Source organism: Salinisphaera shabanensis E1L3A (assembly GCF_000215955.2).
GTDB lineage: Bacteria > Pseudomonadota > Gammaproteobacteria > Nevskiales > Salinisphaeraceae > Salinisphaera > Salinisphaera shabanensis.
This window is the reverse complement of record NZ_AFNV02000012.1, coordinates 87,156-112,477: the sequence shown is the minus strand read 5'-3', so window position 1 is coordinate 112,477 and position 25,322 is coordinate 87,156. Positions and strand designations below refer to the sequence as shown.

Below are 25,322 nucleotides of genomic sequence, written 5' to 3'. Positions count from 1 at the left end.
GTACAACGCCCGTATTGGCTAGCGCGTCGCGCGGCTGCTCCGCTTTGCGGATGCCCCGAGCTGACTACTGAACCGCGTTACTCAACTGCGGCAGCCAGAGCACCAGCTGCGGGAAAACCCAGAGCAGCACGAGCGCGAACAGCTGCAGGCAGATGAACGGCACCACGCCACGATAGATGTCGACCGTGCGGATTTCAGGCGGCGCCACGCCTTTCAGATAGAACAGCGCGAAACCGAACGGCGGGGTCAGGAAGGACGCCTGCAGATTGACCGCTATGAGCACGGCAAACCACAGCGGGTCGATGCCCAGCTGGATGGCGATCGGGGTGATCACTGGCACCACGATGAAGCTGATCTCGATGAAGTCGACAAAGAAGCCGAGCACGAAGATCGTGAGCATCGTGAAGAACAGGAAAGCCAGCGCACCGCCCGGCAGGTCGAGCAGGATCTCTTCGACCAGCTGCGGCCCGCCCAGCGATGCAAACACCATAGTGAATGCGGTCGCGCCGAGCAGGATGATGAATACCATCGCCGTGAGTTTGACCGTCTGGTCCATCACCGCGCTCAGGCTCTGCCAGTTCAGGCGGCGGTTGATCAGGGCCAGCAGAGTCGCGCCCAGTGCACCCATGGCGCCGGCTTCGGTCGGCGTGGCGATGCCAGCGAAGATCGTACCCAGCACGATAAGTATCAGCGCCAGCGGCGGTGCCATCATGACCAGCACGCGTGCAAGAAGATGGCCGCGGCTAATCGCGCGTTCGCTGGCCGGCAGCGCCGGTGCACGTTCGGGATGGCGCAGGGCCACGTAGACGATCCAGAGCACGAACAGCCCGGATAGCAGGATGCCGGGGACGAGCGCGCCCAGGAACAGGTCGCCGATCGATACCTGCATCTGATCGCCGAGAATGATCAGCACGATGCTCGGCGGTACGATCTGGCCGAGCGTGCCGGATGCAGCGACGGTGCCGGATGCAAGGCCTTTGTCGTAGTTGTACTTGAGCATCACCGGCAGGGCGAGCACGCCCATGGTGACCACTGAGGCACCCACGACGCCGGTCGAGGCGGCCAGCAATGTGCCGACCACCACGACCGAGATGGCCAGCCCACCGCGTACACGCCCGAACAACAGGCCCATTGTCTGCAGCAGGTCGGAGGCCAGCCGTGATTTTTCCAGCATCACGCCCATGAACACGAAGAACGGCACGGCGACCAGTTCGTAGTTGTCCATGATGTTGCCGAAGATACGCCCCGGCAGGATATTGAGCCGGGCCATGCGGAACGCGGGTTCCCACGGCAGGGCCACACCCATATCCGGGAGCATGTCGCTGCCGATGAGGGTGAACAGCACGGCGGTGCCGCCGAGCGTGAATGCCACGGGGTAGCCGATCAGCAGCAGTCCGATCGCGGTCGCGAACATCCAGAGCGCAAGATAATCCACGGTCAGGGCCTGTTGTCGGGGTATGCGCGCATGTACGGCTGGCCTAGAGGCCCTCGGTTTCCTGGGTCGCCCGGTGGGCTTCGTTCTCCGCAAAGCCCGGTTGTCGCGCCAGATAGGCGATATTCTTGATCAGCTCGCTAATGCCCTGAAGGATGAGCATCGCGAACGCCACCAGCATCACGGTCTTGATCGGGTAGCGGGCCAGTCCGCCCGGGTTTGGGCTTTGTTCCATTACCGCCCAGGAGCGTTCGACATAGCCGAGGCAGAAATAGAGTCCAAAAATGCAGAACGGCACCAGGAAGAACAGCGTGCCGAAGATATCGATCCACGCCCGGGCACGCGGACCCAAGCGGCTGTAGACGATATCGACACGCACATGGCCGTCTTCACGCAGCAGATAGGCTGCGCCCAACAGAAAGATCAGATCGAAGGCATAGGTCTGCAGCTCGAGATACACGTTGGCCGACAGCTGCACACCGAGATACTGGCCCAGATAGCGGGTGATCACGTTATAGGCGCCAATCAGCACCATGGCGACGGTCAGCCACCACATCATACGGCCGACGAACGTGGAGAAGCCGTCGATAGCGCGCGATACACCCAGCAGAATGTTCACTTTGTCTCCTTACCGGGCATTCGAAAAAAGACCCGCGTCAAGCGCAAGCGGGCAGGGCAGCGATTCTAGCCGACCCCATGCGCAAAGCCCAAGCCGGGTGCCGTGCCAGGCTGGGTGCTGAGCCGATACGGCAAAAGCCCCATAAAGAAGCCCGGCGCGCTGTTGCGCACCGGGCCATAGGGCTGGCGCCGATCTATTGCGCGTCGGCGGTGGCTTCGATGGTTTCCGTTTCCAGATTGGGATCGTTGTCGATATCGGCCTGACGATAAAGCAGCGTGCGGTAGTTCTTGTTCGAATACCGCTGATCCTGGTCGTCGAAATGGTCCGACTCGGCATCATCGGACTGGCCGTAGCTGACCAGGCCATAGCCTTCGGGACCGTTGTCACCAAAGCTCAGGCCGAAGTGCCAGCTCGTGCCGTAAGCGATCAACCAGCCTTCGTTATTCGTGCTCGACAGATCACCCGTATTGTCGAGCGTGCCTGCCGGCGCGACGCGCGGATAGCGGGTACCGTCTTCCACGGGGCTCACGCTGGGCAGCACGATATTAAAGCCGCCTTCCAGGTTCTGGTTGCCGTGCCATTCGATCCGGCTGCCAGAGGGCTCCGGCATGCCGTTGGGCGGTGTGCCCGCCGTTTGCTGCTGGCGCTGAACATCGCCCAGGCGGGCGTCGTAGGCAATATCCACCTGATCGAGCCGGTTCAGGCCGCGGGCTAGCGAGGCCAGCATGGGATCCTGGGCCGGATCGCTGGGTGCGGCATTGGGCGTGCTCGGCGTGGTTTCCGGATTGGCCGGATCGAAGTCCACCGAGAACTGAGCCGGGTAGGTCGGGTTGTAGTTCGCCATGAAGACGCGGAAAACGTGGGCACCGGTGCTGTCTACATCGTAGACGCCGTCCCAGCCCGCGAGTGCGGCACAGCCCTGGGCCACCGAGCGGCTGCCCGCACCGGTATTAATGGCGGTATCGCCGGCGTTGCGGCAGCGCTCGAGTAGTTCGTCGAGCAGGGTCTCGGCGTAGTAGGCACGGTTGGAATAGAGCGCGTTGATGATCTCCTCGCCCGTGAACTTGCCGTCACTGCCGGCGGGTGCCACCGTCGACAGACCGGGGTCGGTCGGGTTCTCCAGCATTTTCAGGCCCATGCGCGTACGCGGCGAGAGAATGCTGTTGGTCTTGCCGTAAAGCGGCGAATAGCCGGTCAGGAACGCGTCCGGATTGGTCGCCCAATAGCTGTCGTTGGAGTTCTGGACATAGTCGCGACGTTCGAGTTTGGGCGCGTTGGCATAGGGCACGCGTCCGTCGCAGTCGCCCTCAATCCAATCGTTGAGCGAGCGACTGCCGTCGAGCAGGGTCACGCCGGCGTCGAACAGCCCGGCCACCACGGGGTTGAAGTTCACCCGCGCCTGAAACGCCTGCAGCGCGCCGGGCGAGAGTTGCGGGACCGAGGTGCCATCGATATAAAACGCCTGACCGGAATCGTCGGCATACATGGTATTCACCCACAGCACGCTGCCGCAGGCCTCGAACGGCTTCTTGAACTGGGCGAGATTGGATGCCCGGCCCATGTTCAGCCACTGGTCGACGACTTGGCGGGCGGTTTCGGTATTGGCGTCACGATAGGTCAGCGCTGATTCACGTCCGGCGAAATCGCCGCCCCAGGCCGGCAGGTTTTCGTTGATCACGTTGCCGGCGAGCATCGGGCCGTACTCCGAGAAATAGAACGTACGCGTGAACGGCACTGGCGGTTGGGCTGGATCAAGCAGCACGTTAATTGCGAGTTCGCGCTGTTCGATCTGCTTGGGCTCGCCGTCCTTGATATAGACGAGCGGATCGCTCGGGCTCAGTTCCAGATCGTAGAGCGTGAAATGCTGTGCCTTGGACACGGTATGGGTCCAGGCGACGTTTTCGTTGAAGCCGATCAGCGGTACAACGACGCCGATCAACCCCGCGCCGTTGACGTTATAAACGCCGGGTACGTTGATCTGCATCTGATACAGGCGGCGATTGCCCGTATAGGGGAAATGCGGGTTCGACAGCAGCGCGCCTTTGCCGTTTTCGGTCATCTCCGAGCCGATGCCCCAGCCGTTGCTGGCCATGCCGCGATCGTTGAAATCGGTCTTGGCGCCAATGGATTCCGGCGTGGCGGCACGCGCGAACCGGGCCAGTGACTCGGCATTGAAGGCGTTGATCGCGGCCGGCTCGGCGCTCGCGAACGGCGACGAGGTCTGTGAAGCTGTGCCGACCCGTGCGGCAGGTACCGGCGCCGGGCTGGTGTTGGGGGGCACGGCCAGGAAAATGGGCCCGCCGGTGAACTGATCGCCGCTCGCATAGAGTGCTACCAGCTGATAATAGGCATAGACGTCGGTCGCCGTGATCGGCCGTACCCAGTCGCCGTTTTTGCATTTGGCGGGCAGGCTCGCCTTGCCGGTTTCATCGAAGTATTTGTTATAGCCGGCAGCGAAACCGCGCAGCATGGCCTGAGACGGGGCCGAAAGTTCGTCGAATTCGTCCTGGGCTTTTTCGAGCAGGCCAAGAGCTTTGTAGCTGAAATCCGTAACGATGTTGATGCCCAGTTGACCCCGCGGCGGCGCATCCGGATTGATCGGCGTGCCCGGCCCGTAGTACATCGCCCGCTCGCCGCGCGCACGCACGATGGAATCCGCGATGATGCAGATATTGTCGCGTGCCTGGACATAGCCCGAGCCGAAGGCCACGGATTGGAGGTTGTCGGCGGTGATATGCGGTACGCCGCCGGTCGTGGTCTGGATACGTGCAGACAGTTTGCCGTCCGGCGCGTTGATCTGGCTGGCACGCAGTGCCGCCGGGCCGGTACCGCGGTCATTGCCGCTATCCACATCGTCATCCCCGCCGCCGGATGAGCAGCCGATCAGGCCGGTCGTCAGGCATAACGAAACGCTGGCCGCGAGCAATGGTCGCTTCCAATTGAATGTTTTCATGTTCTCCCCTCGAATTATAAAGTGCCCAAGTCGCACGTCGGTCGCGGATATAGGCCGCGAAACCCTTGAAAAGAAAGGCCGTGCAGGTGCCGGCTTCAATGTTCAAAGGCGTACAGAAACAGCGCGATGTTCGGCTGTTCGATTGCCCATGGATAATAGCGGTACGTACCCCGGTTTGCACCTAAAAACACGGGCCGCGATAGCGCTTTCGCATGACGCCCGCGAAAGGCGGGTAGAAATACTTTTGAGCGTTTGCATCCGCTAGGGCGATTCAGCGCTATATTAGTGCTATGAACACGAAATTATGGTTCGTCGTACTTTCCAGCTTGCTGTTAGGGGCATGCGCCAGTGGCCCGGCCTATCGTGCCGCGCCCGAAGCCGATGATTATGGCTACCGCGATACCCAGCTCACGGCCGATCGTTATCGGGTGAGCTTTGCCGGCGACTACGGTACGGCGCGGGAAACGGTCGAGAATTTCGCTTTGTTCCGGGCAGCGGATGTCGCCATCAATCATGGTGCCGAGCGTTTTCGTATTAACTCGCGCGAGACTTCGCCGGTGACCAGCACTTACGGTGGTGGTCCGAGTACGAGCATCGGCTACGGTTGGGGCTACCCGTTCTGGGGCACGAGTATCGGCTACTCGACGGGTGGGTCGAGCCGTACGCGTTACGAAACCGTGCTCGAGATACAGATTGGCGACGAGGTGCCGGATCAGGGCGCCGAGGTCTACGACGCGAACGAACTCAAACGCAATCTATCGGCGGCTGTCGCCGCTGGCGAACAGCGCTAGCGGTTTTCGACCGCTGGCGGTGCGCTGCGGGGGCATCAGCGCAGCTGAAAACGCACCGGTACGGTCAATGCCAGTCTTTGCATGGAGACGCTATCCGGCAGCGCCGGCAAGGGGTCCGCTTTGCGGATCATGTCGCGTACGGCTTCATCGAGAAGTTCATGGCCCGAGCTTTGGCGAATTTCCCAGCTCAGCACGTGCCCGTTTCGATCCATGACGAAATAGAGCAACACCGTGCCTTCCTGGCGCAGGCGCCGGGCGCGCCGCGGATAGTCCTTGTAGCGCTGTAGCCAGGCGCCTAGCTCGCTGCGATAGTCGGGTGGCGTATCGGACACGCTGCCGGTCGTGCCTTGCTGCGTTGTCTGCGCGGTCTGGGGTGCCTTGGCAGGCGCGTTGGTCCGGTCCTGGCCGCCGGCCGGTTTTGCGTTTTTGTCGCGACGCGCGCTGCGGCTGGCCGTGGTCGTCTCAGGCTCGCTCGGGCGCTCGGGCTTCGGGCGCGGTTTGGGCTTGGGTTCGGGTTTTGGCTCAGGCTTCGGCTGCGGTTTAGGCTCCGGTTTTGGCTGTGGCTTGGGTTTCGGTTCGGGTACCGGCGTCGGCTCGGGTTCTGGCTCCGGTGTGGGCTCAGGCTCGGGCACTGGTGCGGGTTCCGGTTCCGGCGCGGGCTCTGGCTCTGGCTCAGGTTCCGGTTCCGGTTCCGGTTCTGGCTCCGGGGTTGGTTCTTCTTCGGGCGCGTCGTCGGGTTCTGCCGTATCCGCGGCGACCTGCTCAGGCTGTGGCTCGCCCTGAGTGGGCGCGAGTGCGATGCGCACGCCGGCCGCGCCGGTATCTGCCGTGGTGATCGTGTCCTCTACCTGGAAGCGGATCAGCAGCGCGGCATGGGCAGCGATAGCGATCGCGAGCACGATCACCCAGTGGTGCAGGCCGATGCGTTTCATGGATCTTTGTGCTGGGTCAGCAGGTTGACTTCAGCGATGCCGGCACCGCGCAGCGTGGCGAACAGCTCGCCGAGGGCGTCCGCCTTGAGGCCGCCATCGGCACGAATCTGAAGCGGCTTGTCATCCGGCCAGTCGGCCAGTGCCTCGGGCAACGCCTCGCGCTCGATCGGTTCGCCGCCGAAGGCCAGACGGCCGTCGGCGGCCATGGCCAACACCTTGTTTTCGAGCTGGGTTGACTGTTCGGTGTCGGCAGTGGCCGGCGGTGTGAGTTCGAATGGTGGGTTTTGCGCCAGAACGCCGGCCAGCATGAAAAAGATCAACAACAGAAAGACGATGTTGATCAGCGGAAGCACGTTCTCTTCGGTGGAGCGTGGTCGTTTGGGCGGGGCGACGATCATGGCCGATCACCCTTCGAGCCGGTGGCCAGCGACATCGGGGCGACGCCTGCGCCGGACAGCGCGTCGAGCGCGCCGACGGTTACATCAAGCGTGGCTTCTGCGTCGGGTTGGACGATGACAGCCGAAATGTCACCGCTTTCAATCGAGGCGTTCAAGCGCCGCGCGAGAGCGCGGGTGTCGCGGGTGTCATTGCCGTCATAGCGCAACGTGCCATCTGCATCCACGCGCACCACGGCGGGCGGCGTATCGCTCGGCGCGGCTTCGCTTGTGCCGGTCGCCAAGGTGATGGGGCGCCAGTCGGTAAAGCTCGTGGCCAGCATGAAGAATACGAGCAGTATGAAGACGACATCGATCAGCGGTGTGAGGCTGATCGAGTGTTTTCGCCGCTCGAACGTCTCGATATGCACGTCGATCAGGCGTGCGCGGTGGAGGTCTGTGCGGCCGGTGGCGTTTGCGAGGCAGCTGGCACTTTCTCGGCCGTGTTGAGTGCGCCCGCTTCGTGGCGCGTGAAAAAGCGGGTCAGCGCGTCTTGCATATCTTCATGCAGGCGTTCGATCATGCGCTCGCACCAGTTGAGTGCGACAACGGCCGGGATCGCCACAACCAGGCCGACTGCGGTGGTAAGCAGCGCTTCCCAGATACCGTTGGACAGCACCGAAGGATCAACCTGGCTACCGGCGTTGGCGAGCTGTTGGAATGCCGTGATCATGCCCATGACCGTACCCAGCAGACCGAGTAGTGGCGCGAGCGAGCCGATCACTTCGAGCGGCCGGAAATAGCTGCGCATCTGGCTCAGATGGCGGGCGCCGACGCGGGCAGCTTCTTCACGTACGACCGAGACGTTCGCCCCGGCATTGATGCCACGCATGGCCACAGCCAAGGTATCGGCAATCGGGTTGCGTTCGTCGGCCAGGGTGGCGATCGCGCCTTGCCGGTCGCCGCTGTGCCATTGATCCAGTGCCGGCTTGATGAAGCGACGCTTGCCCACACGAGCGCTCGCATATTGCCAGCATTTGAGCAGCACGATCGCCAGGGCGATGACCGACATGGCCACCAGCACGGCCACCACGGGGCCGCCCAGGCGTAAAAGATCGACCAGACCGGCCAGATCGAAGACCGCGGAACTATCGGATGTCATGACAGTTTTCTCGACTGTGGGACGTTTAAGGCATTGCGCGATAAGGCGCGGGAGTATGAACCAAACCGCCGCCAAATGCGAACGATTATTATTACCGAGAGGCCTCGCGTGCTGTTCCGGCGCAATCGCTGCGGCCAACCGGAGCGGATCGGCCTCATGCGCCTTTCGTCTTATGCAGACAGGCTTTGCAAGTGCGTATGCTGATTCGTGTTTGCAAAATCCGCATCGGGAGACTCTATGGGTGACAACAAGATCGAATCGGTTCTGAAAGAGGATCGACAGTTCGATCCGCCACAGGCGTTCCTCGACAAAGCAACGCTGAAGGCGGCCGATGTCGAGGCTCTCTACAAGTCGGCCGAAGCCGACCACGAAAGTTTCTGGGCCGATCAGGCACGCGACAAGATCGATTGGCACAAGCCGTTCAATCAGGCTCTGGATGAATCTGACGCCCCATTCTTCAAATGGTTCGCCGACGGCGAGCTCAATGTCTCCTACAACTGCCTCGACCGGCATCTGGACAGCAAGGGCGACAAGACCGCCATCATCTTTGAAGGCGACGATGGTGAGGTCGAGCACATCAGCTATCGCGAGCTGTATGCGCGTGTATGTCGCTTTGCCAATGCGCTCAAGGCCAATGGCCTGGGCAAGGGCGATCGTGCGGTCATCTATCTGCCCAATATCCCGCAGGCGGCGGTGGCCATGCTGGCCTGTGCCCGTATCGGCGCGATTCATTCCGTGGTGTTCGGCGGCTTTTCGGCCGTGTCGCTGCGCGATCGTATCGATGATGCCGAAGCGAAAATGCTCATCACGGCCGATGGTAATTACCGCGGCGGCAAGCTGATCCCGCTCAAGGAAACAGCCGACAAGGCGCTATCGGAAGGTTGCCAGAGCATCGAGAAGGTCATCGTCTACAAGCGCTCTGGCGCCGATGTGACCATGGCCGACGGCCGCGATCTGTGGTGGCACGATGCCGTCGACGGTCAGGCTGACGAATGCGATCCCGAATGGGTGGATGCCGAGCATCCGCTGTTCATTCTGTATACGTCCGGCTCCACCGGTAAACCGAAAGGCATCCAGCATTCCACCGGTGGTTATCTGCTCGGCGCAATCTGTACCTGTCGCTGGGTTTTCGATCTCAACGACAGCGACGTGTTCTGGTGCACGGCCGATGTCGGCTGGGTCACCGGGCATACCTATATCACCTACGGGCCGACCGCCTGCGGTGCGACCCAGGTGATGTTCGAAGGCGTGCCGACCTATCCGGAAGCCGATCGCTTCTGGAAAATGGTCGATACCCACCAGGTCACCATCTTCTATACCGCACCCACCGCGATTCGTGCGCTCATGAAGCAGGGCGACGAGTATCCGCAGCGCCATGCGCTGGACAGTCTGCGTTTGCTGGGCACGGTCGGCGAGCCGATCAACCCCGAAGCCTGGATGTGGTATCGCGAAATGATCGGCAAGGAACGTTGCCCGATCGTGGATACCTGGTGGCAGACCGAGACCGGTGGCCACATGATCACGCCCATCCCGGCGACCACGCCCACCAAACCGGGCTCGGTCGCCAAGGCGCTGCCGGGCATCGCCGCCGATATCATCGATGAATCCGGTGAACGGGTCAGTGATGCCAACGCCGGCGGCATTCTGGTGATCAACAAGCCGTGGCCCTATATGCTGCGTACGATCTGGGGCGATCCGGAGCGCTACCGCGAAACCTATTTCGGTATGTTCGACGAGCATACCTATGTCGCGGGCGACTCGGCCCAGCGCGACGAACAGGGCAACTTCCGTATCCTCGGTCGTATCGACGACGTCGTGAATATCTCCGGCCATCGCATGGGCACCATGGAGGTCGAATCGGCACTCGTGGCGCACAAGGCGGTCGCCGAAGCGGCGGTGGTCAGCCGCCCGCATGAGGTCAAGGGCGAGTGCATCGTGGCCTTCGTCATCCTCAAGGAAGACGGCGGCAGCGACGAGTTGGCAAAAGAGCTGCGTGATTGGGTAACCGAACAGCTTGGTGCGATTGCCAAGCCCGAGGAAATCCGTTTCGCGGACGGCCTGCCCAAGACCCGTTCCGGCAAGATCATGCGTCGTTTGCTGCGTACCGTGGCGCGCGATGAGGAGATCACATCGGACGTGTCGACGCTGGAAAATCCGCAAATCATCGATCAGCTGCAGGCCAAGGGCAGCTAACGTCGAGGCTGTTTGAAGTGGCGGTGCCGAACGGGCGCCGTCGCTGACGATCGCAGGGGGTGGCTGGCCCGGTGTTGCGCATGACGCGCGCCGGTGCCGGCCTTTTTTATGTCTGCTCGGTCGAGGCGCTGGGCGGTTTGGTCGGCGCTTGGCCGACCCGTGTGTCTCCGCCAACCGGCGTGATGTTCTGCTATGGGTCACCTATCGCCCCGATTTTTCGTAACATGGCGGCCATCGCGCCGCTATGCGGTGATCAAATTTAAGTTCAGGAGTATCGCCAAGTGAAAGACAACATCGTTATTGCTGCCGCTGGCCGCACCGCGATCGGCCGCTTCGGCGGCACCCTGGCCGGTATCGGTGCCACCGAACTGGGCGCACATACCATCCGTGCGCTGCTCGCCCGTCACGATATTCCGGTCGATCAGGTCGACGAAGTGATCATGGGCCAGGTGCTTGCCGCCGGTGCCGGCCAGAATCCGGCCCGCCAGTCGTCGATCCGCGCCGGGCTCGGCGATGTCACCCCGGCGATGACGATCAACAAGGTCTGTGGCAGTGGCCTGAAGGCGGTCATGCTGGCCGCCCAGGCGGTGGCACTCGGCGATGCTGAATTGATCGTTGCCGGCGGCCAGGAGAACATGAGCTCGGCACCGCATGTGTTGCCGAATTCCCGTAACGGCAAGCGCATGGGCGACTGGGAACTGGTCGATACCATGATCCGAGACGGTCTCTGGGATGCCTTCAACGGTTATCACATGGGCCAGACCGCCGAAAACGTGGCCGAAAAATATCGTGTGTCCCGACAGGAACAGGATGAGTTTGCCGCCCGTTCCCAACAACGCGCTGAAGAAGCCCTCAAGCATGGCCGCTTCGAGGACGAAGTGCTGCCTATCGAAGTACCACAGAAGAAAGGCGATGCGATTTCGTTCGCACGCGATGAAGGCCCGCGTCCGGGGGTCACGGCAGAAGGCCTGAGTGGTCTCAAACCGGCCTTCACGCGAGACGGCACCGTCACCGCGGGCAATGCCTCGGGCCTGAACGATGGCGCAGCCGCTGTGGTCGTCACCACGCGGGAAAAATGCGAAGCCCTCGGGCTGACGCCGCTTTGTCGTATCGCCGGCTATGCCAATGCCGGCGTCGATCCGGCGCTCATGGGCATCGCGCCGGTGTCGGCTACGCAGCGTTGTCTCAAGCGCGTGGGTTGGCAGGTCGCCGATCTGGATCTAATCGAAGCCAACGAAGCCTTCGCCGCCCAGTCGGTCGCGGTGGGCCGCCAGCTGGAGTGGGACAGCGACAAGGTCAACGTCAACGGCGGCGCGATCGCCCTGGGGCACCCGATTGGTGCATCGGGCGGTCGTGTTCTGGTCACGCTGATCCACGAAATGATGCGCCGCGACGTGCAGAAAGGTCTGGCTACGCTATGCATTGGTGGCGGGCAGGGCGTCGCGCTGGCGATCGAGCGCTGAGCCCGAGTCAGGCGGGTTGCCGGTAAGAGTGGCAACCTGCTGTTTCGTCAGTTTTTTAAGTGGTTCGTCTGGCCTTTGATTAACAGCCAGGCGGCGCATGCCGGATAGGCTGGCATCGGTTTTGCATTACTACTTGCGTACAGTGATTTTCGCGCCGTGTTGTTCTCCTCCAATGCGCCTGCGCCCAAGTTTTCTACTGAATCGCTGTACGATCGCGGCTTCCGGCCGGCGCCAAGCGCCGGCCGGTTTTCTATGTGCTGTGCGGGTCTTTCAAAGGACCGATTAACCGGGTTAAAAGGTCTGCCATTCCAGATCGGAATTGTCGGCGGGCGACGATACGTTCGTCTTGGCGGTTGGCGGCTTTGCGCTCGCGGCTGCCGTGCGAATGGGCTGGGCGCTGGCCGGCGCCGGTTCGGATGGCGCGCTGGACGCGAGCGTTGGCCCGGTAAGATCGAGTTGGAACACCGCCACCGCCTCGCGCAGCGTGCGAGCCTCGGCTTCGAGCGCGTTGGCGGCGCTGGAGGCTTCAGACACCAGGCGCACATTGTGCTGGGTGACCTGATCGAGTTCGGTGACGGCCTGATTCACCTGGCCGATACCGCGACCCTGTTCTTCGGAGGCGGTGGCGATTTCAGTCATGATCTGATCGACCCGTTTGACTGCTGATACCACGTCGCTGATCGCGCTACCTGCTTGATCCACCAGCTTCGACCCGGCGTCGACGCGAGTAACCGAAACGTCGATAAGTCCGCGAATCTCTTCTGCGGCCTTGGCCGAACGGGTCGCGAGGCTGCGTACCTCGCCGGCGACGACTGCAAAGCCGCGGCCCTGTTCGCCGGCACGGGCGGCTTCCACCGCGGCGTTGAGTGCGAGCAGATTGGTCTGGAACGCGATCGACTCGATCATGTCGATGATCTGGCTGACCTCGTGCGAACTACGGCTGATGCCGTGCATCGTTTCCACGACTTCGTCGACGATTTTTCCGCCGCGTTCGGCCGTGGCGGACGCCTCGTGTGTGAGTTGGCGGGCCTCGCGGGCATTCTCGGTATTCTGATCGACCGTGGAGGTCAGTTCTTCCATGCTGGAAGCGGTCTGGACCAGTGACGCCGCCTGTTGCTCGGTACGCGCCGACAGATCGCTGTTGCCGCGCGCGATCGTTTGCGAATCCGAATGAATCGCGTCGCTGCTTTCACGGACCTGGCCCACGGTATCGGCCAACGCTTTCTGCATGTGTGTAAGGCCCGCGAAAAGGCGGCCGATTTCGTTGTCGCCGCGGCGCTCGATCCGGCCATGCAGGTTGCCCTGGGCAATACGCTCAACGTGGTCGACAAGGCGGCTCATCGGACGGGTTACGTTCACGGTAATGCCCCAGACCACCACTACGATCAATAGCACCGTGACAATGAACGCGCCGCCCATGGCGAATTCGAGTCCAATGGCGGTGTTCTGGAACGTGTCGTAAAGCGCGCCGCCCTGTTCCTCTACCAGCACGAAATAACCCACGGCCAGGGTGGAAAAGCGCTGGGTCAGACGTTCGGCTTCATCACTGAGGGCAAGATAGGCGCTTCGATCGCCGTCGGCGAGGGCGCGAATGCGAGGCGTGATGGCATTGTCGACGAGCGCCCGATAAGCCTGTTGGATTTGCGCTACCGGCGCCTGGTAGCGCGGCGCGAAGTCCATGGCGAAAAAGCCTTGGAAGAGGGCGTCGACGGCCGCAGCTTCGCTGGCCAGATCGCCGCGTGCGGCACGCGTCGTCCCCGGCGCGAGACTCGCTTCGTAGCTGTCCTGGATATGCAGGCGCAGGTTGAGCAGGGCACTATTGGCCTGGTTGAGTTGCGATTTCTGTTCGACCTGGATATCGCGCACCTTCGCAAGCGCGCCCTGGCTGTACCAGATGGTGTAACCGCCAATCGCGCCGACCAGAAGTATGAGGCCGGTAAAGCTCGCCAGTACCAGTGCCCAGCTGGTCTTGACGCTCATGTTGTCCAGTAGCTTCATCACACGCTCGCGAAGATCAAACCATCGCCGCGGGTGAGCGGCGAATCCTAGTGTTTGACTACTATCGGTCGCCAGCGCTTTTTCTTTTGCCTTTCCGGTCCGTTACACGAACAAAGCCGACGCGCGGGTCAGTCGCGCCAGGGCAGGGTCGGCGGCAGCTCGCCGGGCGCGTCCAATAGCCGGCGCGTGAGCAGACTGCCGTCGGCCACATGCAAGTCGATCAAGGCCTGGCGATAGGCGATGAAGGAATCAATACGATCGAGCTCGGCGGCGAGCAGGTCGCGTTGTGCCTGCGCGACGAGCAGCCCGGTCGAGCGCCCGACGTCGAAGCGCGCCTGTTCGGCTTCCAGGGTTTCGCGTTGCAGGCGTACCGTGGCGGCACTGGCTTCGATCTGCGCTGATGCGCGTTCGGCCTCGATGAGTGCATAGCGCACCTCGGCCTCGATCACGCGTTCCAGATTGTCGAGACTGGCACGGGCCTGGCGTACGCTTGCCTTGGCGCGCTGCTCGAGCGCACGACCGGCGCGATTGCCCAGCGGATATTCGAATTCCAGCGCGCCGGATAGATCGTAGGTGTCGCCGCCGTCCAGATTTTCATAGGCGCCGCCATAATTGCGGGCGAAACCGGTCTGGCCGAGGGTGACGAACAGATCCAGGCGCGGCAACAGACCGTTGCGTGTCGCGACCACTTCCAGTTCGTTACGTGCGACATCGAGGCGGGCCTGGTTGAGCTCCGGCCGGCGTTGTTCGGCGAGGGCTGCGTAGTCGGCCGGAAGATCGAGCGGCGTGGCATCGGTGACGACCTCGGTCGAGGGCTCGATGGCGCGCTCGTAATGCAACGTATCGGGCGCGCTGATCAATTGCAGCAGCCGAATACGCAAACGCGCTGCTTCGGCGCGGCCGTCAATCAGGTCCTGGCGGCGCCGTGCGGCTTCGGCAGCGAATGCGGCCTGTTCGACACGCGCGACCGTGCCCGCTTCGATACGCAGTCGGGCTTCATCGGATTGTCGTTCGGCCACGTCGAGCGCGTTTTCGAGAATTTCGATACGTCGGCGTGCGCCGAGATAATCCCAGTAGGTGGTTTCGACATCGGCCACGAGCGAGATGATGAAGCCCCGCAGTTCGTAGGCCGAGGCCAGCGTATCCGCACGCGCTTGGCGCAGCGCCACGAGGTTGCTGGACATACCAAAACCGCTGAGCAGAGCCTGAGTGAGCGTGAGGCCGACGCGCGTGCTCGCCTGGCGCGGCGAGCGGTTGGATTCGCTCAGGTCCTGTTCGAGGCTGAGTTCGAGTTCGGTGCCGGTCGGCAGGGTTTGGCGGATACCGGCGCGGGCCGCTTCGCCGTCATTGCGTACATCGAAGTTCTGTTGAATATCCTCGGACACGCGCTGGGCGACTTCGCGCGACGTTTCGATACGCGCGAACACGCTTGGATCGAACACGGCGCGTTCGACCGCCGCGAACGTACCGGCGATCAAGGGTTGCAGACGTTGTGCGCTCAGTGACGGATTGTGTTCGACCGCCATCGCCACGGCCTCTTCCACGCTTAGTTCGAGCCGGTTGCGCGCGCCGAGCGCGCCGAGCGCGGCGAGATCGTCGTTGGTCCGCACGGGTTGCGCCGGCGTGCTGTGCTCGGCGTTAGCCTGACCGGGTAGCGGTTTTTCCGGCCACACAAGCGCTTGTGGGTTGAGCAAGGCGCTGGCCGGCGCGGTACAGGCCAGCAGTGCGAGGGCCGTCCATCGCGATCGCCGTGTCTTGATCATGCCGGTGTGCCGCCACGGTTTGGCCAGGCCCGATGCACGCCGGTATAGACCACCGGAATCACGATCAGCGTGATCAGCGTGGCCGTGGTCATGCCGCCGACGACTGCGCGCGCCAGCGGCGCCTGCGATTCCGAGCCTTCGCCCAGGCCGATCGCCAGCGGCACGAGCGCGAATATAGTAGTCGCGGCGGTCATCAGAATCGGACGCAGCCGGCGTCGCCCGGCCTCGCGTACGGCATCGGTGGCGCTCATGCCTTCGTGCTGAAGCAAATTGGCCTGATCGACGATAAGAATCGCATTGTTGACCACGATACCGATAAGCATCAGACAACCCAGCAACGACTGCGAATTCAGCGTGGTATCCGTGAGTATGAGCGTGGCGACCACGCCGATCAGCGCCAGCGGCACGGTGACCATCACGATCAGCGGATCGATCAGCGATTCGTACAGACAGGCCATGACCATATAGACCAGCAGCAGGGCGAGCGCGACGTTCACGCCGATCTCGCGAAACGCGGCCTGTTGGGCTTCGTATTCGCCCACGAGCTGCACGTCGTAGTTCGCCGGAATGGCGATATCGTCGAGCGTGGCCTGTACGTCTTCGACCACAGAGCCGAGGTCGCGGCCGGCGATATTGGCGTTCACGCTCACCAGGCGTTGCTGGTTGCGGCGATCGATTTCGATCGGCCCCGTGGCTTGCACAATCCGGGCGACATCACCCAGGCGCACGCGTCGATCGTCGCCGGCGGGCACGGGCAGGTCCAGTATCTGATCGGGTGTGACTTGCCTGGGGTTGTCCAGTTGCACGCGTACGCGCACCTCGTCGCCGTCGTCGAGAAAGTAACCGGCATTGGTACCGGCGATCGCAGTTTCCACGGTCTGGCCGATGGCTTCGACGGTCACACCGCGATCGGCCGCCGCCGCGCGGTCGATGATCACGTCGCGCTGGGGGGCGGTGCCTTCGCGCGAGGCGCGCAGATCGGTAATGCCGTCAACACTCGCGATACGTTGCTGAATACGCTTGGATAAGCCTTGCAGCACGCCGAAATCATAGCCGCGAATCTCGATTTCCAGGCTTTCGTCGGCGCTACCGACATCCAGCATGCGGAAAAAGAACGGCTGGCGTACCCGCACGCGCACCTCGGTTTCAGCGAGGTTGCCGATAGCGGCGCGCAGATCGGCGGCGACCTGCTGACTGGTGCGCGCTCGTGCACCGGCTGACGGCAGTTCGATACGAATATCCGCTTCCGCGCCCGCATCGGCGCGATAGCCGCCGCTGCCCACGGTCGTGACCACGGACACGGCCTCCGGCACGATACGGCGTACCACTGCTTCCGCCTTACGCGCCTGGTCATCCATGAGTTCCAGCCGTGTACCGGGCGGCATTTCCAGGCCCACGCGTACCTCGCCTTCGTCGGTGGCCGGCATGAATTCGGTTCCCAGTTGGGTGAAGCCGATCAGCGCCAGCAGCGTTGCGACCACGGCCGCGGCGATCACGCGCCGGGGCGCGGCGAGTGCGCGTTCGAGCAGGCGGCGATAGCTCGTATCCACGCGGTCGTATACCTGGGCGCCGGTGGTCGCTAAACGGCGCATCGTCGCGCCTTGCGGCGCGCGGCGTGTGCCCACGAAACGTGCGGTGAGCATGGGCATGATGGTGAGTGCCACCACCAGCGAGCAGGCCAGGGCGAGGGCCACCACGATGGCCAGCTCTCGAAACAGTTGGCCGGTGAGCTCACGCGCGAACAGCATCGGTATGAAGATCGCCAGCGTGGTCAACGTGCTGGCCACGATCGGGCCGACGATTTCGTTACTGCCGGCCACTGCCGACACATGATCGGATTCGCCCAGCTCCATGCGTCGGCGCTGGATGTTTTCCAACACCACGATGGCGGAATCCACCATCAGGCCCACGCCCAACGCCAGGCCGCCGAGGGTCATCAGATTGATGGTGTAGCCAAAGCCGTACATGAGCGCGAACGTGGCAACCAGCGATACGGGAATGGCGACCGATACCGCGGCCGCGGCGCGTAAATGGCCCAGAAAAACGAGCAGCACCACGAATGCCAGCACGCTTCCGTATAAAAGCGCGCGCGACACGTTGGCGATCGAGCGGTTGATATAGTCGGCCGTGTTGAAAAATGGGGTGATGCGTACCTGCGGGAACTCACGATTGAGTTCGGCCACTTCGCGGGTCACGCGCTCGGCCACTTCGACCGTATTCGCGCCGGATTGCTTGCGTACGCCCATGCGCACGCCGCGCTCGCCACCGATCCGTACCAGTCGGTCGGCGCGCTGCTGGGTATCGCGTACGGTGGCCAGTTCGCCGAGCGTGATCGGGGTGCCGTCCCGTACGAGCACCACCGCACGACGCAGATCGTCGAGATCGGAAAACCGCCCGGGCGTGCGCAGCACCAGTTCCTGGTTGCCGATTTCGATCGAACCGGCCGGCAGATTACGATTGGCCGCGGCCAGCGTATCGCGGATATCGGTGAGTGATAGATTTAGCGAGCGCACCCGGTCGATATCCAGATTGATCTGAATCTCGCGCTCGGGCTCGCCCCAGATATCGACGGCGGCCACCCCTGGAATTTGCTGCAGCCGATAGGAGAGCTGATTGTCGATGAGCCGGCGCAGTTCGATGGGATCGATACTGCTGGCCAGGCCGAGGCCCATCAGCGGCAGATCGGCCGTATCGAACTTGCGCAGGCGCGGACGGCTGGCGTTTTCCGGCAATTCGTCGAGTTCGGAAAACAACCGGTCGCGCACATCGTTGGCCGCGGCATCGATATCCACGTCCCAGCCGAAACGCAAGGTCACGTCGGCCGTGCCTTCCACCGAGGTGGATTCCATCTCTTCCAGGCCCGGCGTGGCTGCGACCGCCTGTTCCACGCGGCGGGTGACCAGTTCTTCCATGGTCTCGGGCGCGGCGTTTTCGTAATCGACCGAGATCGTGAGCGAGGGTGTTTCGATACTGGGCAGCAGATCGACCGGCAGCCGGCTCAAGCCGACCGCGCCGAGCAACAGCGCGATCGCCATGATCATGGAGGTCGCGACCGGGCGCGCGACCGAAAATGCCGGCAGGCTCATCATGCGCCGTCGGTCGCGCTATCGGCGGAACGGGCCGCGTCGTCGTCCACGGCCACGCCGATGCCGTCTTCGAGCTGGGCCTGGCCGAGCGTGACCAGCGGCCCGTCGAGTGTGTCAGGCGCGCGCAGCGCGGCGTCATCACCCTGCGTAAATGCCACGTCCACGGCAACAAAATGGGCGACGTTCGCTGTCGTATCGACGACGAAAACGCCTTCTCGACCGTCGCGGCGTACCAAGGCTGCGCGTGGCACCACGAGTGCCGATGGCATCCGATCGGCGACCAGGCCGACCTGCACGAACATGCCGGGGGCAAGCCGGCCGTCATCGTTGGGCACCGTCAGCTCGACGCGTGCCCGCCGGGTTTCCGGGTCAAACACCGGCGCGATGCGCGCGATCTCGGCCTCGAAGTTCGCCGTTTGCGCGCCGGCAATACGCAGCTGTGCAGACTGGCCGACCTCGAGTATCGGATAAAGCGCTTCCGGTACCTGAATCACGGCCGTGAGCGGGCGCACGGCCACGATACGCAGCAGGGGCGTATTGGCCGCTACCGTATCGCCGGGCTCGACCATGCGCTCGCCAATCTGGCGCGGCTGTTCGTCGTTCGTCCAGTGCGCGCGGATATCGGTATAGCCCAGCCGGATACGCGCAGTCTCGACCTGGGCCTCGGCCTGCGCAATCGTCGCCCGGGCGACTGTGGCGGCAGCCTTGGCGTTGCCGGCATCGGCCTCGGCGCTGTCCAGTTCGGCGGTCGCGGCAATGCCCTTGTCGTTGAGCGAGCGCACTCGCCCGAGCGTGCGCTCGGCGGTGCGGGCATCGCTGCGCGCCTGTTCGTACTGGGCGCGCGCCACCTGTAGTTGCGCCTCGGCCTCGGCCAGCGCTTGCCGGTATTCCTGGTCGTCGAGTCGGACGAGTGCATCGCCGCTTTGCACGGGGTCGCCGATATCGGCCGCAATAGAAGCGATCTGCCCGCCCACTTTAGGGGCGACGGTCAGCGTGGCGCTGGCCTCGAGCGTGCCCGAAAACTCGCGTATGTCGGTGATCGAGCGGCGCTCGGCGGGGCGTGTTTCGACCGCTACCCGCCCGGCCGCGGCTTCGCTTGGCCTCAAGTCGCCGCCTGATCGATAGCCGAAAAACAGCCACAACAGGGTCAGCAGGACAACGCCGGCAAGCAGAAGTGCGCTACGCCGACTCATCGGTCGAGCCATGCGCGGCGGCCGGGTCGCATCGGCGTTGTGAGTGCGGCGGTATGGTTATGAATAGCCGGGCGCGCAGGGCGTTGCGCGCTATCATAAATATCCGGTAAAACAAGGTTCATGCGCGTCAACATACGGTCATATCGCCGTGTGAGGCTAGCCGATAAACCGACCGGCCGGTGCCGTGGCCCGATGGCGCGGTCGCAATAGAGGATGAGGCGTCGTGGCAGCAACGATTCCACGCATACTTAAACTGGATGCCGGCGGCCTGCCCGTGGAATGGGTGGACTGGCGCGAAGCGGTCAGCCTGTACTTTACCGACAAGATCGCCTGGGAGGCGGGCAGCGAAAAGATTTGTCTGCGCGGCGGGCGCTCGCGTTCGACCGGCCTGCGCAGCCAGATCGAGATCGATTCCATTATCGCGGTCCGCGATCGTTCGCATCGTTTTGCCCGTAATCTGGTGCCGGCGCTGACGCGGCGTGAGTTGTTTCACCGCGATGGCGGCCTGTGCCTGTACTGCGGTACCCGCTTGAGTTTCTCGCAGATGCAGATCGAGCATGTGATGCCGCGTTCCAAGGGCGGCGAACATGCCTGGACGAACGTCGTGTCGACCTGCGAAGGCTGCAATCGGTTCAAGGACGACCGCACCCCGGAACAAGCCGGCATGACGCTGCTCGCGTTGCCTTATGAGCCCAATCTCGCAGAATGGCTGATTCTTGCGAACCGCCGTATCCTGGCCGATCAGCAAGCCTTTCTCGAACGCCTAGCGCCCAAGCGCAGCGCGCGTTTCGACGCTTAGCGCTATCGGGAGACGGTCGAAAACACTTTCTTGGCGATGGCGCTACCGGCGGCGGCCGGATTGGCGCGAATCTTTTGTTCCTGCTGACCGATCACTGCGAACAGCCCGTCCAGGGCCTGCTGGGTGACATAGTCGTTGACGTCCAGATTCATGCCCGGCACGAATGCCAGCATGGGCTTGGCTCTCGAGGTAAGTGCTTCGTAGCGTGATACCGCCTGTGACTGCGCCGTCGTGTTGGTGATGATCGGCTCGAACTTGGCGGCGAGATCGTCGCCGGCCTGCTTGCGCAGATACTCGGTAGCGGCTGTGTCCGACCCTTGAAGGATGTCGTAGGCATCGCGAACGCTCATGTTGTTGATGGTTTCGCGCACGATCGGGCCGGCCTCGGCCGTTGCCTGTTCGGCGGCTCGGTTCATCGACAGCTGAAAACTGTCCAGCTGATCGCCAAAACCGGCGCCACGCAGAGCCGACGAAGCCTGGCCCATCCAGCCGGGCAGCGGGATGCGCCGGGCGGCGTTGCCCCAGAAACCGTCGGTCTGGCCGAGCTGCGTGACGGCCGCCGAGGCGCCGTCGGCCAGGGCTGAACGCAGGCCGCTTACCACTTCGCTTTCGGGCAGTTGTTGTGCGCTGGCGTCGCCGCCGTCGAGGCCGCCCACGAATTGCTTGAAGCGATCGCCCAGGCTCTGCGCGCCGGCGGTCGTCGCGGCGGCGGCCAGAGCGCCGCTGGCAATGAAGCTGATAAGTCTGCGTCGCATGGGCAGAAGGTGTCCTTTGATGGGTGCCTTCGCGATCATACCGTGGCACACACGTATACAAGCGAACGCCCAGTTCGTTGCCTCGTCGTGCGTGCCGGCCCAGAATCACGACGATGGAAATTGACAGCAGCCAGATTACGGCCGGCGTTCTGGCCGGTGGCGCCGCGCGGCGGCTCGGCGGCTTAGACAAAGGCTGGTATCGGGTTGATGGTCGGGCGTTGATCGAGCACACCCTAGCGCGTCTCCAACCCCAGGTGGGTCATCTGCTGATTAGCGCCAACCGTTCGCTGGCGCGCTATCGCACATTCGGTCATGAAGTTGTTGTCGATCGCGAACCGGGCTATGCCGGCCCGTTGATGGGCCTGGCCAGTCTTCTGCGCGCGGCGCCAACGCCTTATCTTCTGGTTGTGCCGGTGGATACGCCGGCACTGCCGCGTGATCTCGGGGTGCGCCTTGCCGCGGCCATGACGCCCGATATCGACCTGGTCTGCGCGCGTGCCGGGCAGCGCCGCCAGCCGTTACATGCGCTGATGCATACGCGCGTTCTGGCCTCGCTCGAGGCAGCGCTTGCGGCCGGCATGGCACGTGTGACCGATTGGCAGGGCGGTCTAACCGTTCGCGAAGTGGATTGGCCCGAGGCGAGCACGTTTGCCAATATCAACGCCCCGCGTGATGTGCAGGCGTGGTCAAGCACACGCTAAGCGCCGTCGCTTCGTTTTACTGCCGAGACTTATTCGATGCCGCAACCCTCCGAACCGTCGGATTTTCGTCCGACGCCAAAAGACAAACCCATGCCGCTCGAACAGGCACGCGCGCGGATCGTCGACACGATGACGCCGATTCGCGAGCATGAACGCGTGCCGTTACGGACGGCTTTGCACCGCGTACTCGCAGAAAAGGTCGTCTCGGATATCGATGTGCCAGGCGCGGACAACTCGTCGATGGACGGCTACGGCTATGCCGCTGCGGACATGGCGGAAGACGGCGGCGCGCTGGAGATCGTCGGCGAGAGTATGGCCGGACATCCCTATACCGGTTCGCTCGGCACTGGCCAGTGTATACGCATCATGACCGGCGCCGTGGTGCCTGCCGGCGTGGACACGGTGGTAATGCAGGAAAACACGCATGCCGAGGGCGATCGACTGGTGGTGGCGCAGCGGCCGAAGCCCGGCAGCAATATTCGTGCAGCGGGCGAGGATATTGCCGCGGGCGCCACGGTGCTGGCCGCCGGTTCTTATCTGCGCCCGTCCGATATCGCGGTCCTGGCGTCGGTCGGTGTGAGTGAGGTTTGCGTCGTGCGCCGGCCGCGGGTTGCTTTCTTTTCGACCGGCGACGAACTGCGCCCGATCGACGGGCCGATCGAGCCGGGCGAAATCTACGACAGCAATCGCCACGGTTTGGCCGCGCTACTCAGTGAGCTGGGTATGGAAGGCATCGATCTGGGCGTGGTGGGTGATTCGCCCGAGGCGCTGCGGGCGGCATTCGAGAAAGCCGCCGCCTACGATGCGGTCGTGACCAGCGGCGGCGTATCGGTCGGCGCAGCCGATTTCGTGCTGGATGTTCTGGGTGAACAAGGATCGGTGGACTTCTGGCGGGTCGCCATCAAACCAGGCAAGCCGTTGGCCTTCGGTATGCTGGGCAATGCACGCTTTTTCGGCCTGCCAGGCAATCCGGTATCCACCGCAGTCACCTTCATTCAGTTGGTGCGCCCGGCGTTGGTACGCATGGCAGGCGGGCATCCGGCGGCGCCTGTACGCCTGGACCTGCCCACGCTGGCCGATTTGCGCAAAAGCCCGGGCCGCGAGAACTTCCTGCGCGCACGGCTGGTGACAACCGATAGCGGCCGGCTGGCCGTTGATCCGATCGATCACCAGGGTTCGGGTGTGATGCGTTCGATGAGCACGGCGGACTGTTTCATCGTGCTGCCTGCTGCGCAGAACGACGTGCCGGCCGGCGAGATCGTGACGGTCGAGCCGTTCGCTCAGACGATCTGGGGCCATCCTGTGGACTGAACCTGGCCGCGGCGGATCCACCGTATCGGCGCGTGACTCAACTTTGGTCGGAGAAGCGGTTGCATACGGCATGCAGCTGCTAGGGTGCGGTCAAGCTCATGCGTGCTGCCTGCACCGAGTCTTTGTCTGGGGGAAGATATGGCCGGTTTTTTCGATAAATCCAGTACGGTTGCCAAACCGGGGTTCAATCGGTGGATGGTCCCGCCTGCTGCGCTGTGTATCCACTTGTGTATCGGGCAGGTGTATGCATTTTCGGTATTCAAGATTCCGTTGACACAGATCGTCGGCGTAACCGAATCCGCGCCGGCAGACTGGTCGCAGTCGACGTTGGCCTGGATATTTTCACTGGCCATCGCGGCACTCGGTCTGTCCGCAGCCTTTGGCGGCCGGTGGCTGGAGCGGGTCGGCCCGCGCAAGGCCATGACGCTATCCGCAGCCTGCTTCGGCGGTGGCTTTATCGTGTCGGCCTTTGGCGTGTGGTGGCATCAGATCTGGCTGGTCTATCTGGGCTACGGCGTGATCGGCGGCATCGGCCTGGGTATCGGCTATATCTCGCCGGTATCCACGCTGATCAAGTGGTTTCCCGACCGGCCCGGACTCGCCACCGGTATGGCGATCATGGGTTTCGGTGGCGGTGCGATGATCGGCTCGCCGCTGGCGACATCGCTGATGGGGTTGTTTTCCGGGCCCGACACGGTCGGCGTGGGTTCCACGTTCGTGGCCATGGGTATCATCTACTTCCTGTTCATGATGATCGGCGCGCTGATTGTGCGTATCCCCGCCAAGGACTGGCAGCCGCAGGGCTTCGATCCCGAACAGGACGGTAAACAGGACAAGATGATCACGCGCAATCATGTGCACGTGAACCAGGCGATGAAAACGCCACAGTTCTATTTCATCTGGATGGTGTTGTTTCTCAACGTCACCGCCGGTATCGCGCTGTTAGAGCAAGCCTCGCCGATGGCCCAGGAAATGGTCGGCACCAGCGCCGCCGCGGCTGCGGGCTTCGTGGGCGTGTTGTCGATCTTCAATATGGCCGGGCGCTTCTTCTGGGCCTCCACCTCGGACTACATCGGCCGCAAGATGACGTACGTCATCTTCTTCGTGCTCGGCATGCTGCTCTATGCCGCGGTGCCGAGTATCGCGGCCGGCGGCAACATCGTGCTGTTCGTGCTGGCCTGCTGCATCATCGTGTCGATGTATGGTGGCGGGTTTGCCACCGTGCCGGCTTACCTGCGCGATATCTTCGGCACCATGCACGTCGGCGCCATTCATGGCCGCCTGCTCACGGCCTGGGCTGCGGCCGGCGTGGCAGGGCCGGTGCTGCTCAACCAGCTGCGCGAAGGGCGTATCGACGCCGGCGTGGCGCCCGCGGATGCCTATACCACGACGCTCTACATCATGGTGGCTCTGCTGGCCGTGGGACTGGTCTGCAACCTGCTCGTGCGCCCGGTGGACGACAAGCACCACCACGAAGGCGACCCCAGTAATCCCGAATAGGCCACACGCCGCGTTGCGCGCTCCATGAATTTACGGATTTGATTTGCTGCATCATGCAGGAGACAATGATGAATACCGAAGCCACATCTGCGGCCACGACGCCGACATGGCAGATCGCCGCCCTCTGGGCCCTGGTCACGATCCCCGCCCTCTGGGGTTTTTGCGAAACGCTGGTGAAGGCGCTACGTCTGTTCACCGGCTGAACGCTGGCCAGTAGGCAGCGTCCGCCATCGTCTGAAGCTCGTCGTGCCTCGCACGACGGGCTTTTTTATGGCCTTTATCTTGCGTGCAACATGA

Annotated in this window: 20 protein-coding genes; 8 read left to right on the top strand and 12 right to left on the bottom strand. The window is 63.1% G+C overall.

Features of this window, described 5'->3' with window-relative positions:
* Positions 1-64: 64 nt before the first annotated feature.
* The 3 genes from SSPSH_RS09310 to SSPSH_RS09300 form a co-directional block, all read right to left on the bottom strand.
* A complete protein-coding gene (locus SSPSH_RS09310; protein ID WP_040607881.1) occupies positions 65-1,441 on the bottom strand; it encodes a TRAP transporter large permease in 1,377 nt (458 codons plus the stop codon).
* 37 nt (positions 1,442-1,478) lie between these two features.
* On the bottom strand, positions 1,479-2,051 hold the full coding sequence (locus tag SSPSH_RS09305) for a TRAP transporter small permease subunit (RefSeq protein ID WP_006912722.1): 573 nt from the start codon (positions 2,049-2,051) through the stop codon (positions 1,479-1,481).
* 193 nt (positions 2,052-2,244) lie between these two features.
* Positions 2,245-5,004 carry a penicillin acylase family protein gene (locus SSPSH_RS09300; protein WP_021031633.1) on the bottom strand — a complete coding sequence of 920 codons (2,760 nt, stop codon included), beginning with the start codon at positions 5,002-5,004 and terminating at the stop codon, positions 2,245-2,247.
* Positions 5,005-5,294: 290 nt separating this feature from the next.
* Here SSPSH_RS09300 and SSPSH_RS17930 point away from each other — a divergent pair, with 290 nt between their 5' ends.
* Positions 5,295-5,795, top strand: coding sequence for a CC0125/CC1285 family lipoprotein (locus SSPSH_RS17930; RefSeq protein ID WP_006912720.1), 501 nt, complete (start codon positions 5,295-5,297; stop codon positions 5,793-5,795).
* Positions 5,796-5,830: 35 nt separating this feature from the next.
* Here the strand turns inward: SSPSH_RS17930 and SSPSH_RS18860 are convergent, their stop codons facing one another.
* The 4 genes from SSPSH_RS18860 to SSPSH_RS09275 are packed head-to-tail and all read right to left on the bottom strand — an operon-like array spanning position 5,831 to position 8,263.
* A complete protein-coding gene (locus SSPSH_RS18860; RefSeq protein ID WP_006912719.1) occupies positions 5,831-6,727 on the bottom strand; it encodes an energy transducer TonB in 897 nt (298 codons plus the stop codon).
* Positions 6,724-7,125, bottom strand: a complete 402-nt coding sequence (locus SSPSH_RS09285) for an ExbD/TolR family protein (RefSeq protein ID WP_006912718.1) — start codon at positions 7,123-7,125, stop codon at positions 6,724-6,726. The genes SSPSH_RS18860 and SSPSH_RS09285 overlap by 4 nt, the downstream gene beginning before the upstream one ends.
* Entirely contained in the window at positions 7,122-7,532 is a 411-nt protein-coding gene (locus tag SSPSH_RS09280; RefSeq protein WP_006912717.1) for an ExbD/TolR family protein, read from the bottom strand. The genes SSPSH_RS09285 and SSPSH_RS09280 overlap by 4 nt, the downstream gene beginning before the upstream one ends.
* A 5-nt stretch (positions 7,533-7,537) precedes the next feature.
* Positions 7,538-8,263, bottom strand: coding sequence for a MotA/TolQ/ExbB proton channel family protein (locus SSPSH_RS09275; RefSeq protein ID WP_006912716.1), 726 nt, complete (start codon positions 8,261-8,263; stop codon positions 7,538-7,540).
* A gap of 237 nt (positions 8,264-8,500) precedes the next feature.
* Here SSPSH_RS09275 and acs point away from each other — a divergent pair, with 237 nt between their 5' ends.
* Positions 8,501-10,456: an acetate--CoA ligase gene (acs, locus tag SSPSH_RS09270; protein ID WP_006912715.1), complete on the top strand. Its 1,956-nt coding sequence runs from the start codon at positions 8,501-8,503 to the stop codon at positions 10,454-10,456.
* Positions 10,457-10,737: 281 nt separating this feature from the next.
* A complete protein-coding gene (locus SSPSH_RS09260; RefSeq protein WP_006912713.1) occupies positions 10,738-11,919 on the top strand; it encodes an acetyl-CoA C-acetyltransferase in 1,182 nt (393 codons plus the stop codon).
* Between the two features lie 291 nt (positions 11,920-12,210).
* Here SSPSH_RS09260 and SSPSH_RS09255 read toward each other — a convergent pair whose 3' ends face one another.
* The 4 genes from SSPSH_RS09255 to SSPSH_RS09240 form a co-directional block, all read right to left on the bottom strand.
* The gene (locus SSPSH_RS09255; RefSeq protein ID WP_006912712.1) at positions 12,211-13,917 is read right to left on the bottom strand and encodes a methyl-accepting chemotaxis protein; all 1,707 of its coding nucleotides are present in this window, start codon (positions 13,915-13,917) and stop codon (positions 12,211-12,213) included.
* A gap of 128 nt (positions 13,918-14,045) precedes the next feature.
* Entirely contained in the window at positions 14,046-15,680 is a 1,635-nt protein-coding gene (locus SSPSH_RS09250; RefSeq protein ID WP_006912711.1) for a TolC family protein, read from the bottom strand.
* Entirely contained in the window at positions 15,677-18,769 is a 3,093-nt protein-coding gene (locus SSPSH_RS09245; protein WP_021031632.1) for an efflux RND transporter permease subunit, read from the bottom strand. Before SSPSH_RS09245 ends, SSPSH_RS09250 begins: the two co-directional genes overlap by 4 nt.
* Complete coding sequence (locus SSPSH_RS09240; RefSeq protein WP_021031631.1) at positions 18,766-19,959, bottom strand: efflux RND transporter periplasmic adaptor subunit; 1,194 nt, start codon at positions 19,957-19,959, stop codon at positions 18,766-18,768. Before SSPSH_RS09240 ends, SSPSH_RS09245 begins: the two co-directional genes overlap by 4 nt.
* A gap of 223 nt (positions 19,960-20,182) precedes the next feature.
* On the opposite strand from SSPSH_RS09240, the gene SSPSH_RS09235 reads away from it, so the two are divergent.
* Positions 20,183-20,758 (top strand): HNH endonuclease, encoded by a 576-nt coding sequence (locus SSPSH_RS09235; RefSeq protein ID WP_006912707.1) that lies wholly within the window; start codon positions 20,183-20,185, stop codon positions 20,756-20,758.
* 2 nt (positions 20,759-20,760) lie between these two features.
* On the opposite strand, the gene SSPSH_RS09230 is transcribed toward SSPSH_RS09235, so the two are convergent.
* Positions 20,761-21,513: a DUF4197 domain-containing protein gene (locus SSPSH_RS09230; protein WP_021031630.1), complete on the bottom strand. Its 753-nt coding sequence runs from the start codon at positions 21,511-21,513 to the stop codon at positions 20,761-20,763.
* 113 nt (positions 21,514-21,626) lie between these two features.
* Here SSPSH_RS09230 and mobA point away from each other — a divergent pair, with 113 nt between their 5' ends.
* From mobA to SSPSH_RS18715, 4 genes are all read left to right on the top strand, one after another.
* On the top strand, positions 21,627-22,214 hold the full coding sequence (gene mobA, locus SSPSH_RS09225) for a molybdenum cofactor guanylyltransferase MobA (RefSeq protein ID WP_006912705.1): 588 nt from the start codon (positions 21,627-21,629) through the stop codon (positions 22,212-22,214).
* Positions 22,215-22,250: 36 nt separating this feature from the next.
* A complete protein-coding gene (gene moeA, locus SSPSH_RS09220) occupies positions 22,251-23,525 on the top strand; it encodes a molybdopterin molybdotransferase MoeA (protein ID WP_021031629.1) in 1,275 nt (424 codons plus the stop codon).
* A gap of 138 nt (positions 23,526-23,663) precedes the next feature.
* Complete coding sequence (locus SSPSH_RS09215) at positions 23,664-25,025, top strand: L-lactate MFS transporter (protein WP_006912703.1); 1,362 nt, start codon at positions 23,664-23,666, stop codon at positions 25,023-25,025.
* 65 nt (positions 25,026-25,090) lie between these two features.
* Positions 25,091-25,228 carry an MFS transporter small subunit gene (locus SSPSH_RS18715; protein ID WP_193788460.1) on the top strand — a complete coding sequence of 46 codons (138 nt, stop codon included), beginning with the start codon at positions 25,091-25,093 and terminating at the stop codon, positions 25,226-25,228.
* Positions 25,229-25,322: the final 94 nt, after the last annotated feature.